The organism is Microbacterium sp. CJ77 (assembly GCF_002911615.1).
Classification (GTDB): Bacteria; Actinomycetota; Actinomycetes; order Actinomycetales; family Microbacteriaceae; genus Microbacterium.
On the sequence record NZ_PQBR01000006.1, the window covers coordinates 780,423 to 803,929 of the forward strand.

At 70.4% G+C, this 23,507-nt stretch carries 17 protein-coding genes; 7 read left to right on the forward strand and 10 right to left on the reverse strand.

What is annotated here, in order from left to right:
• Positions 1–9: 9 nt before the first annotated feature.
• From C2868_RS04435 to C2868_RS04475, 9 genes are all read right to left on the reverse strand, one after another.
• A complete protein-coding gene (locus tag C2868_RS04435) occupies positions 10–1,287 on the reverse strand; it encodes an NAD(P)/FAD-dependent oxidoreductase (protein WP_103662996.1) in 1,278 nt (425 codons plus the stop codon).
• Entirely contained in the window at positions 1,287–1,610 is a 324-nt protein-coding gene (locus C2868_RS04440) for a 2Fe-2S iron-sulfur cluster-binding protein (protein WP_100811180.1), read from the reverse strand. Before C2868_RS04440 ends, C2868_RS04435 begins: the two co-directional genes overlap by 1 nt.
• A 13-nt stretch (positions 1,611–1,623) precedes the next feature.
• Positions 1,624–2,376 (reverse strand): SDR family NAD(P)-dependent oxidoreductase, encoded by a 753-nt coding sequence (locus C2868_RS04445; RefSeq protein WP_103662997.1) that lies wholly within the window; start codon positions 2,374–2,376, stop codon positions 1,624–1,626.
• Positions 2,373–3,083, reverse strand: a complete 711-nt coding sequence (locus C2868_RS04450; RefSeq protein ID WP_103662998.1) for an HD domain-containing protein — start codon at positions 3,081–3,083, stop codon at positions 2,373–2,375. Before C2868_RS04450 ends, C2868_RS04445 begins: the two co-directional genes overlap by 4 nt.
• 19 nt (positions 3,084–3,102) lie before the next feature.
• Positions 3,103–4,932: a PEP-utilizing enzyme gene (locus tag C2868_RS04455; RefSeq protein ID WP_103662999.1), complete on the reverse strand. Its 1,830-nt coding sequence runs from the start codon at positions 4,930–4,932 to the stop codon at positions 3,103–3,105.
• A gap of 97 nt (positions 4,933–5,029) precedes the next feature.
• A complete protein-coding gene (locus tag C2868_RS04460; protein WP_103663000.1) occupies positions 5,030–6,118 on the reverse strand; it encodes a PEP/pyruvate-binding domain-containing protein in 1,089 nt (362 codons plus the stop codon).
• 5 nt (positions 6,119–6,123) lie between these two features.
• Entirely contained in the window at positions 6,124–7,362 is a 1,239-nt protein-coding gene (locus C2868_RS04465; protein ID WP_103663001.1) for a cytochrome P450, read from the reverse strand.
• A gap of 32 nt (positions 7,363–7,394) precedes the next feature.
• Positions 7,395–8,243: an IclR family transcriptional regulator gene (locus tag C2868_RS04470; protein ID WP_181003338.1), complete on the reverse strand. Its 849-nt coding sequence runs from the start codon at positions 8,241–8,243 to the stop codon at positions 7,395–7,397.
• A 16-nt stretch (positions 8,244–8,259) separates the two neighbouring features.
• Positions 8,260–9,945: an NAD(P)/FAD-dependent oxidoreductase gene (locus tag C2868_RS04475; RefSeq protein ID WP_103663003.1), complete on the reverse strand. Its 1,686-nt coding sequence runs from the start codon at positions 9,943–9,945 to the stop codon at positions 8,260–8,262.
• A gap of 161 nt (positions 9,946–10,106) precedes the next feature.
• On the opposite strand from C2868_RS04475, the gene C2868_RS04480 reads away from it, so the two are divergent.
• The 7 genes from C2868_RS04480 (at position 10,107) to C2868_RS04510 (ending at position 20,753) form a co-directional block, all read left to right on the forward strand.
• Positions 10,107–10,601 carry a biotin/lipoyl-containing protein gene (locus C2868_RS04480; RefSeq protein WP_103663004.1) on the forward strand — a complete coding sequence of 165 codons (495 nt, stop codon included), beginning with the start codon at positions 10,107–10,109 and terminating at the stop codon, positions 10,599–10,601.
• Positions 10,602–10,604: 3 nt separating this feature from the next.
• Positions 10,605–11,972 (forward strand): biotin carboxylase N-terminal domain-containing protein, encoded by a 1,368-nt coding sequence (locus C2868_RS04485; protein WP_103663076.1) that lies wholly within the window; start codon positions 10,605–10,607, stop codon positions 11,970–11,972.
• Complete coding sequence (locus C2868_RS04490; protein WP_181003339.1) at positions 11,969–13,543, forward strand: biotin carboxyl carrier protein; 1,575 nt, start codon at positions 11,969–11,971, stop codon at positions 13,541–13,543. The genes C2868_RS04485 and C2868_RS04490 overlap by 4 nt, the downstream gene beginning before the upstream one ends.
• Complete coding sequence (locus C2868_RS04495) at positions 13,540–14,439, forward strand: HAD-IIA family hydrolase (protein ID WP_103663006.1); 900 nt, start codon at positions 13,540–13,542, stop codon at positions 14,437–14,439. The genes C2868_RS04490 and C2868_RS04495 overlap by 4 nt, the downstream gene beginning before the upstream one ends.
• Positions 14,436–16,436, forward strand: a complete 2,001-nt coding sequence (locus C2868_RS04500; RefSeq protein ID WP_103663007.1) for an acetoacetate--CoA ligase — start codon at positions 14,436–14,438, stop codon at positions 16,434–16,436. The genes C2868_RS04495 and C2868_RS04500 overlap by 4 nt, the downstream gene beginning before the upstream one ends.
• Positions 16,437–16,807: 371 nt before the next feature.
• Positions 16,808–19,504, forward strand: coding sequence for an HAD-IC family P-type ATPase (locus C2868_RS04505; RefSeq protein ID WP_181003340.1), 2,697 nt, complete (start codon positions 16,808–16,810; stop codon positions 19,502–19,504).
• Positions 19,505–19,685: 181 nt separating this feature from the next.
• Complete coding sequence (locus C2868_RS04510; RefSeq protein WP_103663009.1) at positions 19,686–20,753, forward strand: hypothetical protein; 1,068 nt, start codon at positions 19,686–19,688, stop codon at positions 20,751–20,753.
• A gap of 71 nt (positions 20,754–20,824) precedes the next feature.
• On the opposite strand, the gene mgtA is transcribed toward C2868_RS04510, so the two are convergent.
• Positions 20,825–23,437 carry a magnesium-translocating P-type ATPase gene (gene mgtA, locus C2868_RS04515; RefSeq protein WP_258034399.1) on the reverse strand — a complete coding sequence of 871 codons (2,613 nt, stop codon included), beginning with the start codon at positions 23,435–23,437 and terminating at the stop codon, positions 20,825–20,827.
• Between the last annotated feature and the right edge of the window lie 70 nt (positions 23,438–23,507).

The following is a 23,507-nucleotide window of genomic DNA, read 5'->3' on the forward strand; positions in this document are numbered from 1 at the left end:
ATCTCCGGGTCAGGCCGCGACCGGCTCGGTCACCGATAGCTTGAGGGGCGTGCTCATGTCGGCTGCGCGGTCGGGCGGGATCGTGTGCCCCTTGGCGAGCGCGCCGCGGACGGCGAGGAACTCGGCGGGCTGGTTGACGCAGTCGGCGGAGATGAGCCGGCCGCCGCGGTAGTAGAGCACGCAGAAGCGCTCGTCCTCCGGGCGGCCCCGCACGACCACGTGGTCGTATCCGGCGCTGAGGCCCGCGATCTGCAGCTTGAGGTCGGCCTGGTCGGACCAGAACCAGGGCACGGATGCGTACGTCGCGGGGCGGCCCAGGAGTGTCGACGCGGCGACCTTGCCCTGCTCGAGCGCGTTGTTGACGCTCTCGATCCGTGTGAGGCCCGGCACCCCGAGCGTGTACGGGTTCGGCATGGCGGTGCAGTCGCCGGCGGCGACCGTGCGCCCGTCCGAGGCCCGCGCGTGCGCGTCCACGACGATCCCGCCCGCCACCTCCAACCCGAGCTGGATGGCGAGTTCCGTGCGCGGCAGCACCCCGATGCCGATCACGACGAGGTCGGCGGGGATCAGCACGCCGTCGGCGAGCTCGACGCCGACCACCCGCGAGCGGCGGCCCGCGGCGTCCGCGGCTCCGCCGACGATCCGCTGCAGCCGCGCGTCCAGCACGACCCGCGTGCCGCGGCGACGGTGCGCGGCGAGGTAGAAGGCGCTCGTCTGCTCGGAGACGACCCGCCCGACGAGCCGCGGCGAGGCCTCCAGAACCGTCACCTCCTTGTCGACGCTGCGGGCGACGGACGCGATCTCCAGCCCGATGAACCCGCCGCCGATGACGACCACCCGCCGGTTCGCGGGGTCGTGGAGCGCCGCTTCGAGGGCATACGCATCGTCGGCGTCGCGCAGGTAGTGCACGCCGTGGAAGTCGGTGCCGGGGATCGTGAGGCGGCGCACGGAGGAGCCCGTGGCCAGGGCGAGGCGGTCGAACGCAAGCTGCCGCCCGCCCTGCGTCATGGCCAGTCCCGTGCCGTCCGCGTCGCGCCGGATCGTCACGACCCGGTCGCCGCTGACGAGGTCGATCCGCTGTCCGTCGTACCACTCGCGCGTGCGCAGGATGACGTCGCCCGGGACGAGCTCGCTCTTGAGCCACTTCTTCGACAGGGGAGGACGCTGGTAGGGGCGGTGCGGCTCCTCGCCGATGAGCGTGATCGGCTCCTCGTCTCCGAGCTCGCGCAGTGTCGCGGCGATCTGGACGCCCGCCTGCGAGGCGCCGATCACGAGTGTCCCGGGCATCAGATCTGAGCCTCCGGCGTGCGGACGTGGTACTCCACGCCTTCCTCCAGCCGGATCTGACACGACAGGCGCGATGTCTCCTGTCGCTCGACCGCCGTGCCGTCCAGCATGTCGTCCTCCAGCGGCCCGCTCGGGCCGCCGACCAGCGCGAACGTCTCCGGCTCGACGAAGACGTGGCACGTCGCGCAGGACAGGCTGCCCCCGCACTCGCCCACGATGCCCTTCACCCCGTTGCGGACGGCGGTCTCCATTACGGAATCGCCCGGCCGACCCTCGATCACCGTCCGGGTGCCGTCGGCCGCGGTGTAGACCACTGTGCTCACGTGCTGCTCCTTGTCAGATGAATTGCTTGCCGCCGTCGACGACGATCGTCTGGCCCGTGATGTAGGCGGCGTCGGGCGAGGTCAGGAACAGCGCCGTGCCGACGATGTCCTCGGGAACGCTCGCGCGACGGATGGCGCGCGCGGAGACGCCGTACGTCTCGGCGTCCTCCAGCTGCGCGCGGGACGCCTCGGTGAGGGTGAACCCCGGCGCGATCACGTTCGCGGTGATCCCGCGTCCGCCGACCTCGCGCGCGAGCGTACGCGTCATCCCGATCACGGCGCCCTTGGAAGCGACGTAGTGCATCCACTGCGGCGAGCCGCTGAACACGGTGGCCGACGCGATGTTCACGATCGCGCCGCCCTCCGCCATCCGCGCGACCGCCGAAGCGGAGCACTGCCAGGTGCCCTTGACGTTCACGGCCATCACGCGATCCCACTCGTCGGGGTCGATGTCCGCGAACGGCGCCCGGTGGATCGTCGCGTAGATCGCGGCGTTGTTGACGAGGGCGTGCAGCGCGCCGAATTCCTCGGTCGCCGCGGCCATGAGGGCATCAGTCGACGCGCGGTCGGTCACGTCGGCGCGGACCGCCAGCGCGCGGCCGCCGGTATCCCGGATGCGGCGCACCGTCTCGGCCGAGCCCCGCTCGTCGATGTCGGCCACGACCACGTTCGCGCCGCGCTCGGCGAAGCCGACCGCGAAGGCGCGGCCGAGGCCCGCCGCGCCGCCGGTGATGACGACGGTGCGTCCGCTGTGCGTCCCGCTCATGCGCCCAGCTCCCGAGGGGTGGTCTGGAGCCATTGCGGGCTCTCGGTCATGCACTCCCACGCGAGGAACGCGCGAGACATCGCCTGCGCGGCGGGAGTGAACAGGTCGTCGACGGCGCGGGAGGCGTTGAGGATCGCCGATTCCTCCCGCGTGAGGCCGAATCGCGGCACCGCGACGTCGATGCCGTGCGGCGAGACCCGCCAGACCTTGTCCGCATCCTTCACAAGCGCATCGTTCACGCTCAGCGCGGTCAGGCGGGTGTCATGGCCGTCGATGATCTCGGCGATCTCGTCGATCGCCGCCCGCGGATGGCCGAGGGCCCCCAGTACCTCGCGGGCGATGCGCGCGCCCTCCTTCTCGTGCTGGATCACGATGTGGTGCAGGCTCCCGTCACGGTCGGGGGCGATGGCGTCGAACGCAACGGTCTCGTCGACGGTGGACCAGCCCGTGTCGTGCAGGATGATCGCCGGAAGCACGACGTCCGGATCGCCCTCGGGCACCATCTCGAGCAGCGCCCGCGCGATGCCGTACGACACGAGCGTGTGCGCATCGTTGTCGCGGGTGCGCAGGAACGGCAGGGCGGCCTCCCACACCGCGGCGTCCCGCTCCTCCATCCGGATCATGCCCTTGGTGGCATCCCGCGAGGGGATGCGCGCCGAGACGTCTCGTCCGAGCAGGTTGACGGGGGAGCGGGATGCGCGTGTCATGGTGTCGTCCGGATCGTGGTCAGTCGAGGATGATGACGGTGCCCTGCGTGCCGTCGACGCGCAACCGGGTTCCCGTGGTGATCAGGGTCGACGCCCGTCCGGTGCCGGTGACCGCGGGCACGCCGTACTCGCGGCAGACGATCGCCGCGTGGCTCATCATCCCGCCGATGTCGGTGACGGTCGCGGCGATCTTGCCGAAGACCGGCCCCCAGCTGGGCGCGGTCACGGGAGCGACGAGGATCTCCCCCTGCTGCAGCTCATCGAGCTGGGAGGGGCTCGTGATGACGCGCGCGACGCCCTCGACGACTCCGCCGGAGGCCGCCATGCCGGTGAGCACGCCCTCCTGGGCGTCGTCGGTGCCCAGCCACTGCTGCACCTGCTCGGTGGTGATGCCCCAGAGCATGATGGTGAAGGGCTCGCTGATCTGCTCCGGAGGCGTGTTGAACGCCGGCTGCGGGCGCTCCTGCTGGAGAGCGGCGATGATCGCGCGCCTGCGCTCGATCTCCTTCGGCCAGTACGTCGGGCCGATCGGCGCGGTGCCCACCGCCCATGCGCTCGCGTAGTCGAACAGGACGGGACGCACCTCGTCGCGGCTCAGGTACAGCATGTCGTTCGGCTGCGGCCAGAAGCCCTGCTCGTGCAGCATCGTCGACAGCTGACGCACCTTGCGCCAGAAGACGCCCATCGTCCAGTGCTCGATGTAGAAGTTGTGGTCCTCCACGTAGGGGTAGACGGTCCGGGCCAGGCCGAGCTTGCCGTGGAAGGTCGCGCGGGCCTCGTCGTCGAGCGCGGCCGCGTACTCGTCGACGATGCGGTCCCGTTCGATCAGCAGCTCGTCCTTCGGGCGTCCGAGGCTCTCGCCGGCCGCGACGCGGACGACGTAGTCGCGGACGTACCCCATCGGGATGTCGAGGTCGTCGCGCCAGTACCGGTCGTCGCCGTAGAAGCCGTTGCCGGAGGTGTAGTTGAACCACGGATCCTGTGCCGCCTCCCAGGCCTGGATCCACTCGGTTCCGCGCGGTGCCTCGCGCAGCGCCGCCAGCGTCGTCGCGGCGTTCCCCGCCCCGCGGGCGAAGACGTCCTGCAGGTCGAGCTCGACCGCGAGGGTGGACAGCTTCTTCAGCTCGTCGTCGGGGCGGAAGAGCACCGAGTCGACGCCCACGACCATTTTGGCGATCGCGAGATCCGGGATGCCGGGGAACGCCTCCTTGCAGAACTGGAACAGGTCGAGGTAGGCGACGTAGCCGAGGTTGAGGAACTCCATGTGGTGCTCCCAGTTGCGATACACCAGGGCGAGGAGCCGGTCGTAGCCCTCGAACAGGTCCACCGACGGGTCGTAGCCGACGCCCTCTGTGATCGTCTCCATCGGGACCATGTCGGGCAGCGGCGTGAACTCGATCGCCTCGAGAGCACGGATGTTGTCGGTGACCTTGGTGTGCCACTTCTCCAGCAGCGACTCCCAGTTCTGGAAGTAGTAGCCAGCGCGCTCGAGGAAGTGCGGGACGCGCGCGGCGATCTCGTCCGGCGGCACGGGCACCGGGCTGAAGTAGTTGTAGCCGTTGTGGATGCGATAGTCGATGCCGTTGGCCGGCGGCACGAGGTAATGCCGCGTGTTGTAGGCGCCGAGGTTGCGGCTGGCGAACTCGACCGCGGTCACCTCGAACGGCTTGAACACGTTGGGCCAGTGCTGGCTGTCGCAGAACCAGAAGCGGCTGTCCTCCTGTTCGCGCAACTCGTCGCGGAAGACGAGGTTGTACGGGTAGAGCGCCTCCCACCCCTCGGATCCGGGAGGGGCCTGGAGGTCATAGGGCGAGGGGAAGGACTTCCTCTGCGTCGTCGTGTCGGACATTGCATCTCCTTTGATACATCCGTGACGCGCTCGCGGGGGAGCGACGTCGTCTCGGGCTGTCGGGTTTCGTGCTGTCGGGTGGAGCGGCGGGGCGGGTTCAGCGGATGCCGAGGCTCGAGAGCATCGACTTGGCGATCGCAGCGATCCCGGAACCCTGGGACGTGACGGCGATCGTGTTGGTGGGGGACTTCGGCGACCACACGGTCTCCGGTCGCGCCTGCAGCAGCAGGACGTTCTCGCCGTCGGCCAGGTCGGCGTCGATCGCCCACTCGATGTCCTGCGGCTTGCCGTAATGGCGCTCGGCGGCCTTGGCGAGGCGCGCGACGGCGAGCAGCTCCTCGTCGGAGAGGCTCGGCGCGCCGCGGCGGTCGTCGTCGACCGGGCGACGGACGATGCTGCCGCGGCCGCTGGGCACCAGCTCCTCCGCCTTCTCGCTGATCGCACGGGTGACCACGCTCAGCATCACCTTGTCGAGCAGGAAGTTGTCGGGCGTCACCTCACCCGACACGACCATCTCGCCGAGCCCCCAGCTCGACTCGATGACGATCTTCGTGCGGTCGCCCGTCTGCGGGTCGAGCGTCATCGCCACGCCCGAGCTGCGGGAGTTCACCATCTTCTGCACCGCGACCGCCATCGAGAGTCCCTCATCCGGGATCGCGTTCGCCATGCGGTACGTGATCGCGCGAGCGGTGTAGAGGCTCGCCCAGCACTCCCGGACCTTGTGGAGCGCATTGACCTCGCCCACGATCCAGAGATAGGTGTCCTGCTGTCCGGCGAAGCTCGCGTCGGGCAGGTCCTCCGCCGTCGCGCTGGAGCGCACCGCCACGGCGACGTCGCCGCCGCATCGGTCCATCAGCCCGCGGTAGGCCAGAACCACCTCGTCGCGCACATCGGTCGGGATCTCCTGGGTCAGGATCAGCTCCCGCACGTGTGCGGCCCGGCGATCCACCTCGGCGACGTCGTGCTCGTCGAGGCCGACGAGGATCTCGGCGATGCGTGCGCCCAGCCTGGTCTCGGTCATGACCTTGTCGAAGGCATCCGTCGTGATCGCGAATCCGGGGGGAACGGGCATCCCGGCCGAGGTCATGATCGCGAGGCTGTTGCACTTGCCGCCCAAGCGCTCGATGGTGGGCTCGTCGCCGGAGTCGAAGGCGAACGTGTAGGTCTGGTTCAGAGGGATGCTCATGGCGGTCACTTCCAGAGAACGGGGACGGAGTTCGGGACGCGGAACGACAGGTTGTCGCCGAACGTGATGTGGGTGTCCGGAACGAGTCGCAGCCGCGGCAGGCGCCGGGCGATCTCCTCGACCGCGATGCGGGTCTGCAGCTTGCCGAGCATGTTGCCGATGCAGTAGTGGATGCCGTAGCCGAACGAGAGGTGGGCGCGGGCGTTGGCGCGGGTGATGTCGAAGGTGTCGGGATCCGGGAAGACCTCGGGGTCGCGGTTGGCGGCGCCCATGAGCAGCAGCACCTTCGAGCCGGCCGGGATCGGCACGCCCGCGATCTCGCCGTCTTTCTCCGCATGGCGGCGCCAGGCGACGATGCTGCCGCTCACGCGCAGCACCTCGTCGATCGCGCCGGGGATCAGCGCGGGCTCGTCGCGGACGCGCGTGTACTGGTCGTTCGCGAGGAGCTCGCGCACGGTGTTGGAGATGAGGGTCGTCGTCGTCTCGTGACCCGCGAACAGCAGGCTGTAGAGGAACGACGCGATCTCGTGGTCGCTGATCTCGTCCCCCTCGGCCTGGAAGCGCACCATGTCGGACACCAGGTTGTCGCCGGGCGACTCCTTCGCGTCGGCGACCAGCTTGCGGCAGTACCGCCAGTAGGCGACGAGGTTCTCGGCGTGCGGCACCTGCTCGTCGTCGGTGAGGTCGCCCCACGTGATGGCGGTGCGCGAACTCGCCCAGGCCTTGACGGTCTCGATCATGTCGACCGGGACGCCGATGAGCGTGAAGATCGTGATGGTCGGGAGATCCCACGCGATGTCGGTGAGGATGTCTCCGGGCTCGCCCTTCGCGACCATCCGGTCGATGAGGGTGTCGACGTTCTCGCGGATGAAGGGCTCCAGCACGCGATAGCGGCGAGGGGTGAACGCCTTGGTGGCGATCGCCCGGATGCGCGTGTGGTCGGGCGGGATCCGCGCGGACAGGCCCGAGTAGGCGGTGAAGTCGCCGTCTGCGAGAACGCGCTTGGCCGCGTCGCCCAGCGGACGGATCGGCTGCTGGGCGTTCGCGGACGAGAAGGTCTCCCAGTCGTCGAAGACGGCCTTGACGTCGTCGTACCGGGAGACGACCCAGTAGCCGATGCGGTCGTCGTAGAAGACGGGGGCCTCCTCGCGCAGGGCCTTCCAGGCCCCGAACGGATCGGTGAGCTTGAACGGCTCGAACCCGTGGTAGTCGGGTCCTGCGGTGGTCGGTGCGGCGATGCTCATCCTGCTCCTCCTTGAACGAGTGCCTTGACTCTTCAACCTGGACCGGCGCCGTGCAAGCCGGGTTTCTCATCGCTTGAGAAACGATCCGACGTCGGTGGCGATACGCGCCGCAGAACCGCCCCCGCGCTGCCCCCGCGCATCGCCCGGCCGATCTTGTCCGCGGTCCCCTTCACAGCGGGTCGCAGTCGGTCGACCTCGCCGGCCTGGCCGATGTCGAAGACGAGCGCGACGGATGCGACCGTCTCCTCCTGGTAGACGATGGGGGCCGCGAGGGAGATGGCGCCGAGGCGCATCTGCTCGTACGTGACGGAGAACCCCTCCCGACGCACGTCCGCGATCACCCGCGCCAGCACCGCCGGGTCGGTGACCGTGTTCGGGGTGGGACTCTCCAACTCACGTGCGAGGTAGGCGTCCACGAACCAGTCGGGCTGGGCGGCGAGCAGGACGCGACCCACGGCGGTCGCATGGAGGGGCAGGCGCCCCCCGATCCGGGAGACCACGGGGAGCTTGCGGGAGTTGTAGACCTTGTCGACGTACAGCGAGTGCAGCCCGTCGCGGATCGCGAGGTGCACGTTCTCCTGGGTGAGGTCGAAGAGATCCTGCAGGAACGGATGGGCGCGGTCGCGCAGGCGCCGTCCCGCCTGCTGCCCGAGCGACCAGAGCCGGAAGCCGATCTGGTACCTGCCGTCCGATCCCTTCCGCAGCGCGCCCCATTCCTCCAGGGAGGCCACGATCCGGTAGGTCGTGGACACCGGGAGGTCCGCGCGCTGCGCGATGCCGGCGACCGTGAGCGAACCGGGCGTGCCCTCGAAGGTGGCCAGTACCGCGAGGACGCGGTTGATGACGCTGTGCGGGCCGTGCCGGTCCCCAGCGTCGGTCATCTTCGCTCCCCTCGGGTCAGATCTTCGCCCGGTTCGCCTCGAGGAGGGCGGGCTCGGGTCGGCGGATCTCCGCGTCCGGATCGATCCCGAGGTCCTGCGCGATGCGATGCCAGCAGTTGAGCGAGCTCCCGCGGCCGATACCCGACCCCGAGTGCACGTTGGAGGAGCAGTTGTAGAGGTTCGGCAGCAGCGTCCGATAGTCGGCGAGCTCGGGGATCGGGCGGAATCGCCCCATCTGGCTGGCGAGATGCGCGCCCTCGACATATCCGCCCTCGATCATGTCGGGGTGCGTCGCTCGCACGCGCGGGGGCAGGAACCACTCGATAGCGGCGATGTTGTCGTCGGTCATGTTGCGCGCGTAGGTCGGCCACTGCGCGCGGATGCGACGCTCGAACTCGCGCTCGAGGTGCGCCCAGCCCGCCTCGTCGAAGAACCGCGCGGGCGCGGTGAACTCCTCGATGCCCGTGATGTGGAGCCCATCAGGCGCGCGGGTGGTGTCCCACTGCGAGTCGGTGCTGGAGAGCATGAGCATCCGCGGGGAGATCCCCTCCGCGAAGATGTGCGCCTGATAGCGGGTCGCGAACCAGTCGGGGTCCTTCGGTCCCCAGTACAGCCGCGGTTGGGACCCGGCCTCGCCCACCCCGGTCGTTCCCGCGTAGTCCGGGGCCTCGTGGGTGACCACGTTCGCCCACACGAGCTGTCCGCGGTCGTACACGACGTTGCGCAGCCGGTGGCGGATGCGCTCGGCGACCTCGCCGTGGCGCAGCAGCTGCAGCACGGTCTGGGGGAGTCCGAGGTCGCTGACGACGACGTCCGCTCCGACGAAGGTGCCGTCCTCGAGCCGGATACCGGTGGCCCGGCCGCCGTCCTGCACGATCTCGTCGACGCGCGTGCCGGTGAAGTACCGGACTCCCCGCATCCGTCCCGCCTTCACGAGGGCGGAGGTGATGGCGCCGGTCCCGCCGATCGCGATCGCCGCCGGCTCGAGGGAGAGGACGAGAGCGAGGTTGTGCACGAAGCCCTGGAGGCCGGGGACATCGTCGGGGTAGCAGCCGGTGGACGTGACGCCGGCGCGCATGAACAGCGTACGAAGCTCGTCGGACTCGAACACGTCGTAGGCGAGCTGGCGCATCGTCATGAACTGGTGCACCGGCTCGATGAGCGAGCCGGGGGCCTCGAGCAGAGCCTCGAGGGGGTCGGGCGTTCCCCACGGCGGCGGCGGGGTGAAGCGCTGGCGCCCGAAGGCGGACTTGATGTGCGCGGCGTAGGCGTCGTGGATGCGCAGGTACGCGTCGGCGTCGCGTCGGCTGAAGGCGCGGATGTTCGCTTCCGTCCGCGCGACCCCCTCCGCCCACGGCTCGGCGCGACCGCTGTCGTCCACCACGCGCGCGGCGGAGTACCCGATGAACACCGAGCCGTCGTCGAAGACCATCGCCTCGTTGCCCTCGGGGAACACGTAGCGCAGACCCAGTTCGCCCAGCCCGAAGTCTCGGTAAGCGGGGTGGCCGTAAAAGCGTGTCCAGTGCGCGCACGGGTTCTGCGTGACGCCGCCGACAGGCCCCGGCATGCTCTGGGCGCCGCCGCCGAGGTGGGTGCGGGCTTCGAACACCGCGACATTCAGGCCCGCGCGGGCCAGGTAGGGGGCGATGATCGTCGCATGGTGGCCGCCGCCGACGACGACAGCATCGAAATGATCGGTCACGGTTCGTCCTCGAATTCGCGATCGTGGTGGTCCCGGCTGGGGCGTTCACCGTATGCCCGACGCCCGGATCAAGACCACGACTCTTCTCATCTTATGAGAACGCGAATTGCCGCGGCTCCCTCCCGCCCGCACGATGGTGCCTCGACCGTAAGGAGGGCGACGTGGCCCCGGATTCCTCGCCGAGCTGGCAGCAACTACTCGATCTCATCGCCATCCTCGACGGTGGCGAGTACGACGACGTCGCCGTCGCATTCGGCGACGTCTCGGTCCAGCTCTCCCGCACCGGCACCATCGGCGGCCCCCCGGAACATGTCGTCGCGGCCACGGACGCGGTCAGCGCGGATCGGCCCCCGCAGCCGGCGCCGCCCGCCCCCGTGTCCGCCCCGGGGCCCACGCCCGCCCACGAGTCCGTGGCGACAGGTGCGGCCATCACCGCGCCGATGCTCGGCGTCTTCTACCGCCGTCCCGCTCCCGGGGAGCCGCCGTTCGTGGAGCCGGGGGACGCGGTGCAGCCCGACACGACGATCGGGATCATCGAGATCATGAAGCTCATGAACCCGGTGTCCGCCGGTGTCGCCGGCGTCATCGCGGGCTTCGAGGCGGATGACGGGGCGCACGTGCAGTTCGGCGAGGTCCTCGCCCGGCTCGAGGCCTGAGTCGTGTCCGCGGCCTCTCCCGTCGTGCTCGTCGCCAACCGCGGTGAGATCGCGGCGCGCATCGTCGCCGCCGCGCGGCGTATCGGTGCCGAGTCGGTGCTCGCCGCGAGCGCCGCCGACACCGATTCGATCGCGGCCCGCGCCGCCGACCGCGTCCTCACGATCGGTCCGGCGCCCGCCGCGCAGAGCTACCTGCGGCCCGAGCTCATCGCGCAGGCCGCGGTCAACGCGGGCGCCGATGTCGTCCACCCCGGGTACGGGTTCCTCAGCGAGCAGCCGCGACTGTGCGAACTGCTCGAGGCGGAGGGGATCGCTTTCGCCGGACCACGGCCGGAGACGCTGCGCGCGGTGGGGGACAAGGGCAGCGCGCGCGCGGTGGCGGTCGCGGCGGGCGTCCCGGTCGCGCAGGGACGCCTGATCACCGACGTCCACGACGTCGCCGCCCTCGGCGCGGAGGTCGGCTACCCGCTGCTGGTGAAGGCCATCCACGGCGGTGGAGGCCGGGGCATCCGCCTGGCCGCCTCCGAGGCGGAGCTGGTCGCGCTCGCGCCTCAGGCCGCGCAGGAGGCCGCCGCCGCGTTCGGCAACGGCGACCTCTACATCGAGCGCTACTACGGCTCGGCGCGCCACGTCGAGGTGCAGGTCTTCGGCGACGGCGAGGGCGGCGTGCTGATCTTCGGCGACCGCGACTGCTCCGTGCAGAGGCGGCACCAGAAGCTCATCGAGGAATGCCCGGCGCCCGATCTCTCGCCCGAACGGCGCCGCACCCTGCACGACGCCTCACGGGCGCTCGTGCGCGCCCTGCGGTACCGCGGGGCCGGCACGGTCGAGTTCCTCGTGGACACGCTCAGCGACGACGTGGTCTTCCTGGAGGTCAACGCGCGCATCCAGGTCGAGCACCCGGTGACCGAGGAGGCGTTCGGGGTCGACCTGGTGGCGGCGCAGCTGCTGCTGGCACTCGGACGACCGACGGAGCTGCCCGATCCGCCGGCCGTGCCGCCCGCCGTCGCGATCGAGCTGCGCATTAACGCGGAGGATCCCGCCGCCGACTTCCGGCCGAACGCGGGGCGCATCGGTGAGGTGCGGTGGCCGCACGGACCCGGCATCCGCATCGAGACGCAGATCGCGTCGGGCTTCGACTTCCCGCCCTACTACGACAGTCTGGCCGCCAAGCTCATCGTGCGATCCCATGACCGCGAGGCCGCCATCGCCGCGGCGCTCGCGGCCGTCCGCGCCACCCGCATCGAGGGCATCGCCACGACCCTGCCGATGCTGGCGGCCGTGCTCGGCCACGAGCAGTTCCGGGCGGGACCGGTGCCGACCACGTGGTTCGGCCGTGAATGGGAGACGCTGAGAGAGGGCATCCGATGACCGAGACGGCCTCCCGCGCGCCACATCTGACGGCACTGGGCGCGACCCGGACCCGCGGACCTGTGCGCGTCGTCGACACGTCGTTGCGCGACGGCAATCAGAGCCTGTGGGGGGCGACCGGCATCACGACCGGCATGGCAGAGGCGGCCGCTGCGGGGCTCGCGGCGGTGGGGTTCGACGCGATCGACGTCACGAGCTCGACTCACCTCTCCGTCGGGGTGAAGTTCCACCGGGAGAACCCGTGGGAGCGGCTCGACCGGGTGAGCGCCGCGGCCCCCGGGGTCCTGCTGTCGGCGATCACGACGGGGATGCGTTTCATGTCGTGGGAGAGAGCGACCGAGCCGGTCATGCGCCTCGCACTCCGGATGCTCGCCACGCACGGCGTCCGCCGGCTCCAGATCGCCGAGCCGATGAACGACCGCGACGCCACCTGCCGGGTCGCGCGGTGGGCCAAGGACGAGGGGTTCACGCAGGTGGTGGCGGGCGTCGTGTTCACGGAGAGCCCCGTGCACACCGACGAGCGCTACCTCGCCAACGCGCTCGCCTACGAGGCCGAGCCCGCGATCGACCGCGTCTACCTCAAGGATCCGGGCGGTCTGCTCACCGTCGAGCGGGTGCGCGACCTCGTCCCGAGGCTGAGGGCCGCCGTCTCCAAGCCCCTGGAGCTGCACAGCCACACGACGACGGGCGCCGCGTCGCAGCTGTATGTCACCGCGGCCGCGCTCGACGTCGACGTCCTCCACACCGGGCTCGGGCCGCTCTCGAACGGTACGGCTCAGCCGAGCCTCGAGCACCTGCTCACGAATCTGGACGCCGTCGGCATCGAGATCGAGGCGGATCGGGACGCCGCGACCCGCGCGGCTGCGACGCTGTGGGACATCGCGGACACCCAGGGACTTCCCGCCGGCACCCCGTCGGAGTTCGATCTCGGTGCTCATGTGCACCAGGTGCCGGGCGGCATGCGCGGCACCCTCATCCGGCAGCTCGGCGAGATCGGGCTCGCCGACCGGTTGCCGAGGGTGCTGGAGGAGTGCGTGCGGGTGCGCGCCGAGCTCGGCTACCCGATCATGGTGACGCCGTTCAGCCAGTTCGTCGGCAGCCAGGCACTCATGAACGTGCTCGCTCAGGACAGCGGACAGGACCGCTACAGCCGCATCCCGGACGAGGTCGTGCGCTTCGTGCTCGGCCACTTCGGCACACCCGAGGGCGAGATCGATCCCGAGGTCGTCTCCCGCGTGCGCGACCTTCCGCGTGCGGCAGAGCTCGACCGGGAACAGGAGGAGCGGTCGCTGGCCGAGCTGCACGAGATCCACGCCGCCCGCCTCGGCCGGCGCCTCAGCGAGGAGGAGCTGCTGCTGGCGATCGTACTGCCCGAGGAGCAGCTCGCCCCGATGTACGCCGCGGGACCGGCTCCGCGCTGGTCCGGCGCCCCGCGGCGCCGCACGACCGCCGTCACGGACGTCGTCTCGTTCATCGACGCCGTGCACGAGCTGCCCCGCTGGCGCTCGCTGCGCGTCTGGTCGGGCGACGCGCGCATCGCACTGGACCGCCCCACGAAGGAGGACCGATGACGTCCGATATCATCCGTAGACTCGCCGCCGTCGACGGCATCATGTTCGACATCGACGGCTGTCTCGTGCTCTCGGACGGCCCGAGCGGACGCGGGGGCGTCGCCCTGCCGGGAGCGGCGGAGATGATCGCGCGTACCCGGGACTCCGGGCGCCGGCTGTGCGCCTTCACCAACGGCACGGCCCAGCGGCCCTCCGACATCGCCGCCCACTTGCGCGCACTCGGCATCGAGGTCGCGGACGACGAGGTGCTCACACCGGCGGTCGCTGCCGCTCGCGTCATCCGGGAGCGCTATGCGGACGCCCCGGTGCTCGCCTACGGCGGCGACGGGGTGGTCTCGGTCCTGCGGGACCACGGCATCACCCTCGTCGACCCCGACGACCACGCGTCCGGCGCACAGTGCGGTGCGGTCGCCGTGCTCGTCGGCTGGGACACCGATTTCGCCAAGCCCAAGCTGCAGTTCGCGGCCGAGGCCATCCTCGCCGGTGCGGCGCTCTACTGCACGTCCGACGCCCCCGCCTTCGCGAGCCAGGACCGCCTGAACGTCGGCGTCTCCGGGTTCATCACGGCGGGACTCTCGCATGTGACAGGTCGGCCGTGGACGGTGCTCGGCAAGCCCTCGGAGTACGCGATGGACACGGTGTGCTGGGCGCTCGGGACGACGCCCGCCCGCACGCTGGTCGTGGGCGACGACGTCTATCTGGAGAGCGGGATGGCCCGGCGCGCGGGCGCCGTCGCCGGCATCGTGCTGACCGGCATGGCGACCAGGGAGACGATCGCCGACGCGACGGCCGAGGACGTGCCCGACCTGGTCGTGGACTCGATGCCCGAGCTGGCGGCGCTCTTCGCGGAGGCGGACCTCCTGCGACTGGCGTTGGCGACGGGCGCCGACCGATGAGCGCGGCGGATGCCGGTGCGCCCGCGCACCGCCTCCTCTACCGTCCGTCCCCGGCGCTGCGCGAGGCATCCGTGCTGGCGGACTTCGTGCGGTGGCTGGGCGCCGAGCGCGGTCTGGACTTCGCCGACGTGACCGCGCTGCACGCCTGGTCCGTCGAGGACCTCGATGCATTCTGGACGGCGATCTGGGACTACTTCGGGGTCCGCGCCGCCGTGCCCGCCCGGGCCGTGCTCACGGGTGAGACGATGCCGGAGGTCCGGTGGTTCGACGGAGCGGAGCTGAACTACGCAGAGCACTGTCTCCGGCATGACCCTGACTCGCTCGCACTCATCGCGACCTCGCAGACGCGCGAGGATGCCGAACTCACCTTCGGCGCGCTCGGCGAGCAGGTGCGGCGGGTGCGCGCAGGCCTGCGCCGGCTCGGCGTGGGGCGGGGCGACCGGGTGGTGGCCTACCTGCCCAACATCCCCGAGACCGTCGTCGCCTTCCTCGCCGCCGCGAGTCTGGGCGCGGTGTGGGCCAGCTGCGCGCCGGAGTTCGGCAGCCGGGCGGTGATCGACCGGTTCGGACAGCTCGATCCCGTCGTGCTCCTGGTCGCCGACGGGTACCGCTACGGCGATAAGGCGATCGACAAGGCTCCCGATGTCGCCGCGCTCCGCGCGGGGCTGCCCACCGTACGGCATGTGGTGGGCGTGCCGTACGGTGAGTTCCGGGCCGAGGGCGATGTGCTGTGGGACGAGCTCGCCGCGGAGACCGACGAGCCGCTCGTGTTCGACGCCGTGCCGTTCTCGCATCCGCTGTTCGTCCTGTTCTCCTCCGGCACCACGGGCAAGCCGAAGCCGATCGTGCACGGCCACGGCGGAATCCTGCTCGAGCACCTGAAGTCGCTGGGGCTGCACTGGGACCTGCGGGCGGGGGATCGGCTGCTGTGGTTCACGACGACCGCGTGGATGATGTGGAACACGCTGGTCTCCGCGCTGCTGCACGGGGCCGCGGCCGTGCTCATCGACGGCAATCCGCTCTACCCGGACCTCGACAGCCAGTGGCGGCTCGCCGCCGCCACGCGCGCGACGCTCATGGGGGCGAGCCCCGGTCTGATCATGGCGTCACGGGACGCGGGGCTGCGGCCCGCGCGCGACCACGACCTCTCGGCGGTGCGCCAGGTCGGCGTCGCGGGAAGCCCGCTCACGGCGGCCGGCTTCGCCTGGGTCCACGAGCAGTTCGGCGACGACGTCCTGCTGAACGTGGGCAGCGGTGGCACGGACGTCTGCTCGGCGATCGTGCAGGGCTCCCCTTTCCACGACGTGTGGGCGGGCGAGATCAGCGGCGCCTCGCTCGGTGTCGACGCCGTCGCGTTCGACCCGCAGGGACGCGTCGTCGTCGACGAACTCGGCGAGCTGGTCATCCGACGCCCGATGCCCTCGATGCCCATCGGCTTCTGGGCGGACGCGGACCGCACGCGCTTCCGCGAGGCGTACTTCGACGTCTATCCGGGGATCTGGCGGCACGGCGACTGGGTGCGGTTCGGCCCTGCCGGCAGTTGCATCGTCGCGGGCAGGTCGGATGCGACGCTCAACCGTGGCGGTGTGCGCCTCGGCACGGCGGAGTTCTACCGCGTCGTGGAGGAGCTGCCGACCGTCGCCGACAGCCTCGTGGTGCACCTGGAGGATCCAGAGGGCGGGCCAGGTCTGCTCGTGCTGTTCGTCGTGCCGGGCAGCGGGTGGGTGGAGGAGACGGCCCGCCGCGACATCCATCGCGCACTTCGGGAGGCGCTGACGCCGAGGCACGTCCCCGACCGGATCGTCACCGTTCCCGCCGTGCCCCGCACACGCACGGGCAAGAAGCTGGAGGTGCCCGTAAAACGCATCCTCCAGGGTCAGGACCCGGCCGAGCTCGCCGCCCTCTCCTCGCTGGATGACCCCCATGTCTTCGACGCCTACGCCGCGTTCGCCGCGGAGCTCGCCGCCGCACCGTCCCCGTCCCGGCAGACGGCGTGATGGTGGAGAACACGGGCTGCTGGGACTTAGGGCCCGGATGTTCGTGATTCCACGGCGCAGACTGAATCGATGGACCTCGGCTTTCTCGGAGCACGCCCTTCGCATGGGGGACGCCCCGGGGACGCCGGGCCCGTTGGGTCGCCCTCTGGTTCGAGACGGCACGCCGATTCGGGCACCGGCGCATCGTCTCCCGGAGGGCCGCGAGAGGGGCGCCGTCCCGGGACGGCGCCCCTCGTCCCCTCGTCCGCGGTGTCGGCCACCGGTGTGCGGCGCGGGCACCCGGTCGGCACGGCGGGACGTGCAGGGATCGCCCGAGCACCGGGTATCTGATGCCGGGCGACCTACCTACGCGGAATTCGCCCGGGTCTCTGGTGTGGGCCGAGCTCGATGAGGCGGCACTGCTGGAGGCTCTGGGCACGGGGCCCGAGGGGCTGACGGAGCAGGACGCCGGGCATCGGCTTCACGTCCATGGCCCGAACGAGCTTCCCTCCGTGCACCCGGACCCGTGGTGGAAGGTGCTCGGCCGTCAGCTCGCCGGGCCGTTGATCTTCATCCTGCTCATCGCCGGTGCCGTCACGATCGTTCAGCGGGAGTGGGTGGATGTGACCGCGATCTTCGTCGTGATCGTCTTGAACGCCACGCTCGGATTCTGGCAGACGCGCAAGGCGGAACGAGACCTGCGCGGATTGCGATCGCTGTCCACGACCGTGGCGCAGGTGGTCCGTGGTGACACGACACGAACGGTGCCGTCGCGCGAGGTCGTGCCCGGGGACATCGTCCTGCTCGTGGCGGGGGAGCGTGTGCCGGCAGATCTGCGGCTGCTCCGCGCGAACGCGCTGCGCGTGGACGAGTCCCTGCTCACCGGAGAATCGTTCCCCGTAGACAAGCAGGCCGGCATCGTCGCGGCCGACGCCGTCCTCGGTGAGCGGACGAACATGGTGTATTCGGGGACGTTGGTCACTGCGGGGCGCGGGCGGGCCGTGGCGGTTGCGACGGGTGCGGACACCGAGCTGGGGGCCATCAGCGACCTGGTGCAGGCTCCGCCTGCTCTGACTCCTTTGCAGCAGAAGACGCGGAGACTGGAACGTCAGATCGTGGTCGCCCTGCTGGCCGCGATCTTCTTCGTGTTCGTGGCCGGTGTGGTCGGCGGGTATGCGCCGGGCGAGATGGTGCGCACCGCGGTGGCGCTGGCGGTCGCCTCGGTTCCCGAATCACTCCCCATCGTGCTCACCGTCGCGTTGAGTGTCGGTGTGTCGCAGATGGCGCGTCGGCGTGCGATCGTGCGGCATCTGCCGGCGGTGGAGACGCTGGGGTCCACGACCGTGATCCTCAGTGACAAGACCGGAACACTCACACAGAACCGGCTCACGGTCACCGAGATCTGGACCGTCGACGGAGCCTGGCGGCCCGGTGAGCACGTCACCCCGACAGTCAGGCGGACGTTGCGGGCCGGCGCGCTCACCAACGAGGCGGCCGTCCGGGAGGGCGTGCTGGTCGGGGACTCCGTCGACGTCGCCATGGCATCGGCAGCGCTGGACGCCGGCGCGGTGACCGCGGACGAACGAGCCGCTCGCGCCGAGGCATACACGCCCTATGAGCCCGAGCTGCGATTGTCGCAGTCGGTGCGCCACGATCCGGATGGCCGAAGGATGCTGTTCGTCAAGGGCGCGCCCGACGTCATCCTCACCCTCTGCACGACCGCGGCAACCCTGGACGGCGATGTCGTCGGGATCGAGATGGCGGAGCATGCGCACCGGGATCTCGCGGACCGTGGGCTGCGGGTCATCGCGACCGCGGAACGCGAGCTCGACGACGGCGAGCTCGCGTCGATGCCGCTGCCGTCCCCTGCCCGACTCACGTTCCTGGGTTTCGAGGCGATGATCGACCCGCCGCGGCCGGGGGTGGAGGAGGCGATCGCCTCCTGTGCGCGCGCGGGAATGACGGTGAAGATGCTCACCGGCGACCACCCTGCCACCGCGCAGGCGATCGCCGCACAGCTGGGGGTTCCCCATGCGGGTCACCCCCTGACCGGCGGGGAGATGGCGGCCCTGGACGAGGCGGCACTCGTCGCCCGCCTCGCGCAGACCAACGTCGTCGCGCGTGCCACTCCCCAGGACAAGCTGCGAATCGTGCAGGCCTTGACCGCCTCCGGCGAGACGGTGGCGGTGACGGGTGACGGCGTGAACGACGCCCCGGCGCTGAAAGCCGCGGCGATCGGCGTGGCGATGGGCAGGTCGGGCACCGATGTCGCCCGGGACGCCGCCGACCTGATCCTCACCGACGACGACTTCGTGACGATCGTCCACGCCGTCGAGCAGGGCCGCGTGACGTTCGCCGCGATCCGCAACGCGACCTTCTTCCTCCTCTCGACCGGGATTGCAGCGGTGCTGGCGTTGACGGTGAACCTGCTTCTCGACCAGCCGCTGCTGTTCCTGCCGGTGCAGATCCTCTGGATTAACCTGGTCACCGACAGCATCCAGGACATCGCGTTGGCGTTCGAACCCGCCCACGGGGACGAGCTCGCGCATCCACCGCGACCACGTCGTGAGGGCGTGCTGTCCCGCGCGTTGTGGGTACGCACGTTCCTGACCGGGGTATGGATGGGGATGATCGTGCTGGTCGTGTTCGAGGGGGCGCTCCGATCCGGCGCCGACCTCGAGTACGCGCGCTCCCTGGCGTTGGTGACGTTCGTGTTCTTCAATGTCTTCCAGGTCGGCAACGCCCGCTCGGAGAAGATGTCGCTGTTCCGGCTGAACCCGCTGCGCAACCGGTTGCTGCTGGTCTCGGTCGTGGTCTCGGTCGCCCTGCTGTGGGCGGTGATGGCGTGGCCGGCGGCTGCCGGCGTCCTCGGTGTCGTGCCTCTGGCACCGACCGACTGGGCCGTCGCGGCACTGATCGCCTCATCGGTGCTCGTGGTCGTCGAGACCGGCAAGCTCGTCCACCGCCGTCTCGAGAGGAGAGCCGCGCAACGGGCCCCTGGATCTTCGTCCCACCCGGCGGACACGGCTCGGACGCAGCGGGAATCTCACGGAGAGAGCGACCGAACCCGACCCGCCGACCCTCGGTGACACGGGCGTGGGACCAAGGACCCTTCCCGGCTGCGCGAGCAGGAGCGACGCTAGCGGGTGTGCAACTTCTGCATGCTCGCCGGAAGGAGATCTCATGACCGGTAGGCAGTACTCGCCGCCAGCGTCCCACCCACACAGGTCGGGACTCCCCGGAAGATCGTCATCACCGGCGCGAACTGAGGTGCGCCGCATCGCCGATACGCGCGCACCCTGGTGCGTCACGGTCTATGGCGACGCGGGCGCCTGGCTGCGCGGCAATCACCCGACAGAACAGGCTCGCACGCAGATACGCGATGTGTTGCGTGCCCTGGCCGACGCGGGCGCGCCCACATCGACCACCGACGCGATCCGCGGCCAGCTGGAGCGGCTCGCGAGTGATACCGCGGATCGCGTGCGGATGGATGAGCGGATCCGATCGGTGGGCATCTTCGCCACGCCCGAGGAGTGCGAGTCGATCCCGCTGATCACGTCACCCGCGCCATGGGTGGGAGTAGGCGACCGTTTTCTCATCGCCCCTCTCGTGGAGGGCATGCTCGCCGTGCAACCGCCGGTGTTCGCGCTCGCCGCGTCGGAGAACAGCATCCGCCTCGTCGACGTGACCGCGCATCCCCCTCGTGTCGTCGATGTGCCCGGTCTTCCCGAGAGCCTGCGCACCACAGTCCGGTTGGATCTCACGGGGGATCGGGACACCCTCGCGCATCTGCGCACCTCCGAGGATCCCAAAGAGCGCCTGCGGGAGTACGCCCGCGCCATCCACCGGGCCATCGGACCCGTCCTCCACGAGGCGGGGGCCCTGCTCCTGATCGCCGCGGCCGAGCCGCTGTCGAGCATTCTCCAGGACACCCTCCCCAACTCGGCATCCCTGGCCGGGACGCTCCCCGGCAATCACGACGACGACACCCCGGACAGACTCGGCGACCTCGCCGATTCCCGAGTTGGGGAGGTGCGCGCACGCAGACGCGAGTCGCAGCTCGACCGGCTGACCGAGGCCTCCCCGAGTCTGGTGCTGTACGAGCTCGACGCCATCGAGAGGGCATCCCGGGCCGGCGCGATCGACACGCTGTTCATCGACACGGACTGGCGTGCGCCCGCAGCCGACGCGCCCCCAGCGGGCGGGCTCCCGGACCGTCATGACGAACTCGTCCGCCAGGCTCTCGCCGACGATGCGATCATCGTTCCCGTGCACCCGGGCCCACCGGACGGGACCGGCCCCGCCGCGGCACTGCTGCGTTATGTGACGGACTTCTGATGCCCCGGGTCGGCACCCGATCATGATGTGACGCTTCACGGCTTGCTGAGACGGCCACCGTCCCGGTCCGGTCACCGGGTCTGGGCCGGCGAGGGGGCGGCGAATCGAGCGGAGCGGCGGTGCACGCGGCGCTGATAGCGGCGCATCCGTGCCACGATGGGCGGCTGCGGTGCGGGTTGCTGGGCGGGACGGGCGAAGAACCAGCCCTTGGCGGCCTCGACGCACACGAGGTACGCGACCATCATGCCGACGAGGGCCAGGAAGAACAGGGCCGGGAGCGGCTGGAAGCCGAGCAACCCCGACACCGGCGAATAGGGCAACCACACCCCGATCGCGACGACGGCGAGGGACGTGATGGTGAGGCCCGCCGACGGTCGGCTGCGCACGAACGGGATGCGGTGGGTTCGGATGGCGAAGATGATCAGGGTCTGGGTGGCGACGGACTCGATGAACCATCCGGCCTGGAACTCACCCTCGGCGGCGTGGAAGACGAACATCATCAGCGCGAAAGTGGCGAAATCGAACAGGGAGCTGATGGGCCCGAACAACAGCATGAACCGGCGGATGAAGCCGATGTCCCAGTGCGACGGCGCCCGCAGCTGCTCCGGGTCGACCCGGTCGCTGGGGATCGCGAGCTGCCCGCTGTCGTAGAGCAGGTTGTTCAGCAGGATCTGCCCGGGCAGCATCGGCAGAAACGGGAGCACGACGGAGGCGACTGAGGCGCTGAACATGTTCCCGAAGTTGCTGGACGTGCCCATCAGCACGTACTTGATCGTGTTGGCGAAGATCCGTCTGCCCTCGATGACGCCGTCGGCGAGAACCCCCAGGTCCTTGTCGAGCAGAAGCACGTCCGCGGCATCCTTCGCGACGTCCGTGGCGGTCTCCACGGAGATGCCGATATCGGCCTGGTGCAGGGCGAGGGCGTCGTTGACCCCGTCGCCGAGGAATCCGACGCCGCGCCCGGAGCGGCGCAGCAGGCGGATGATCCGCGCCTTCTGCTCCGGAGAGACCCGCGCGAAGATCGTCGCGGTGGACGCGGCCCGGCGCAGCGCGTCATCACCGAGAGCGTCGATCTCCGAGCCGGTCAAGGTGCCGCCGGAGACGAAACCGAGATCGGCCAGGACCTTCTGTGCGACGACGGCGTTGTCGCCGGTGGCGATCTTCACCGTGATGCCCAGTCGCGCGAGCTCGTCCAGTGAGGCGCGGGCGTCGGGTTTGGGCCGGTCGAGGAACACGAGGAAGCCCATCAGGGATAGGCCGTCCTCATCGCCGATAGTGAGGTTCTGCAGCTGCGGTGCGGATTTCGTCGCAACCGCAACCACCCGTGCGCCATCCGCATACTCGCCGTCCAGGATCGCCCGGGCGCCGGCAGGGATGTGGGAGCAGGCGCCCATCACCTCCTCGGGCGACCCTTTCGTCACGACGATGCGTTCGCCCGCGGGGGTGTCGGCCAGGACGGTCGTGCGCCGCCGCTCGTGGTCGAACGCGAGCAGATCGACGCGACGGTACGTCTCGGGCCGCGCGGACGCCGGTCGAGCCGCGTCCCACAGCGCCGCATCCAGGGGGTTCAGCCCGACGATGGTGTGCGGCGTCGTGGCGTAGTCGGCTTCGGTTGCGAGCAGGCCGAGAAGCTGAAGCTCATCGGGGTCGGTCGCGGGGTCGGCGGGCAGGGCGCGCGTGAAGCTGATCCGGCCTTCGGTGAGGGTGCCCGTCTTGTCGGTGACGAGGATGTCCATGTCGCCGAGGTCTTCTATGCACACGAGCCGCTTCACCAGGACGCGGCGCTTCGCGAGCGCGCGCGTGCCGGCGGCGAGGCTCGTGCTGACCACGGCGGGCAGAAGCTGCGGGGTGATGCCCACGGCGATCGCGAGGGAGAAGAGCAGCGCGTCCAGGATGGGGCGGTGCAGCAGCACGTTCGCGACGAAGATCACCGTCGTCAGGGTCAGGGCGACCTCGAGCAGGAGCATCGAGAATCGGCCGAGGCCGCGCTGGAAACCCGTCTGCGTCTGCGCGGTTGCGAGACCGGCGGCGATCCGCCCGAACTCGGTGCGGGCCCCGGTCGCCACGACGACAGCCGTACCGCTGCCGGACTGCACCACCGTACCCATCAGCACGCAGGAGGTGAGGTCGGCGATCCCCGCATCGTGGTCCGCGGGTTGCGTGGCCTTGGTGGTGGGCACGGATTCGCCGGTCACGATGCTCTCGTCGCACGCGAGGTTGTGGGCCTCGAGGAGGCGCATGTCGGCGGGCACCACGGTGCCGGTGCACAGCGCGATGACGTCCCCGGGGACGAGGTCGGTGACATCGATCTCGGTGGGGGCGCCGTCGCGGCGCGCGATGACCGTGTGCCGGATGCGATCGTGCAAGGCATCGGCCGTGCGCTCGGCCCGGTATTCGCTCACGAACCCCAGGCCGATGCTCGCGGCGAGGATGATCCCGATGATCACGGCGTTCGCGGCCTCGCCGAGGAACGTCGACACCACGGCGGTGACGAACAGCAGGATCAGGATGGGGCTCCTCACCTGGCGGCCCAGCACGCGCCACGGCCGTGCGCGTCGCTCGCGCAGCACGTTCGGACCCACACGGGCCCTTCGGGCGTCCGCCTCCGCCGTCGCCAGACCGTCCGGGGCCGAGGACAGCATCGTGAGGACGTCGGCGCTCCGGCGCACAGCTGTCTCGCGCACCGTCAGGGGAGGGGTCCCGGATGCGGCGGTCTGCTCGGTCGTTCTCGTGTGGTGAGGTCCTGCCCGATGC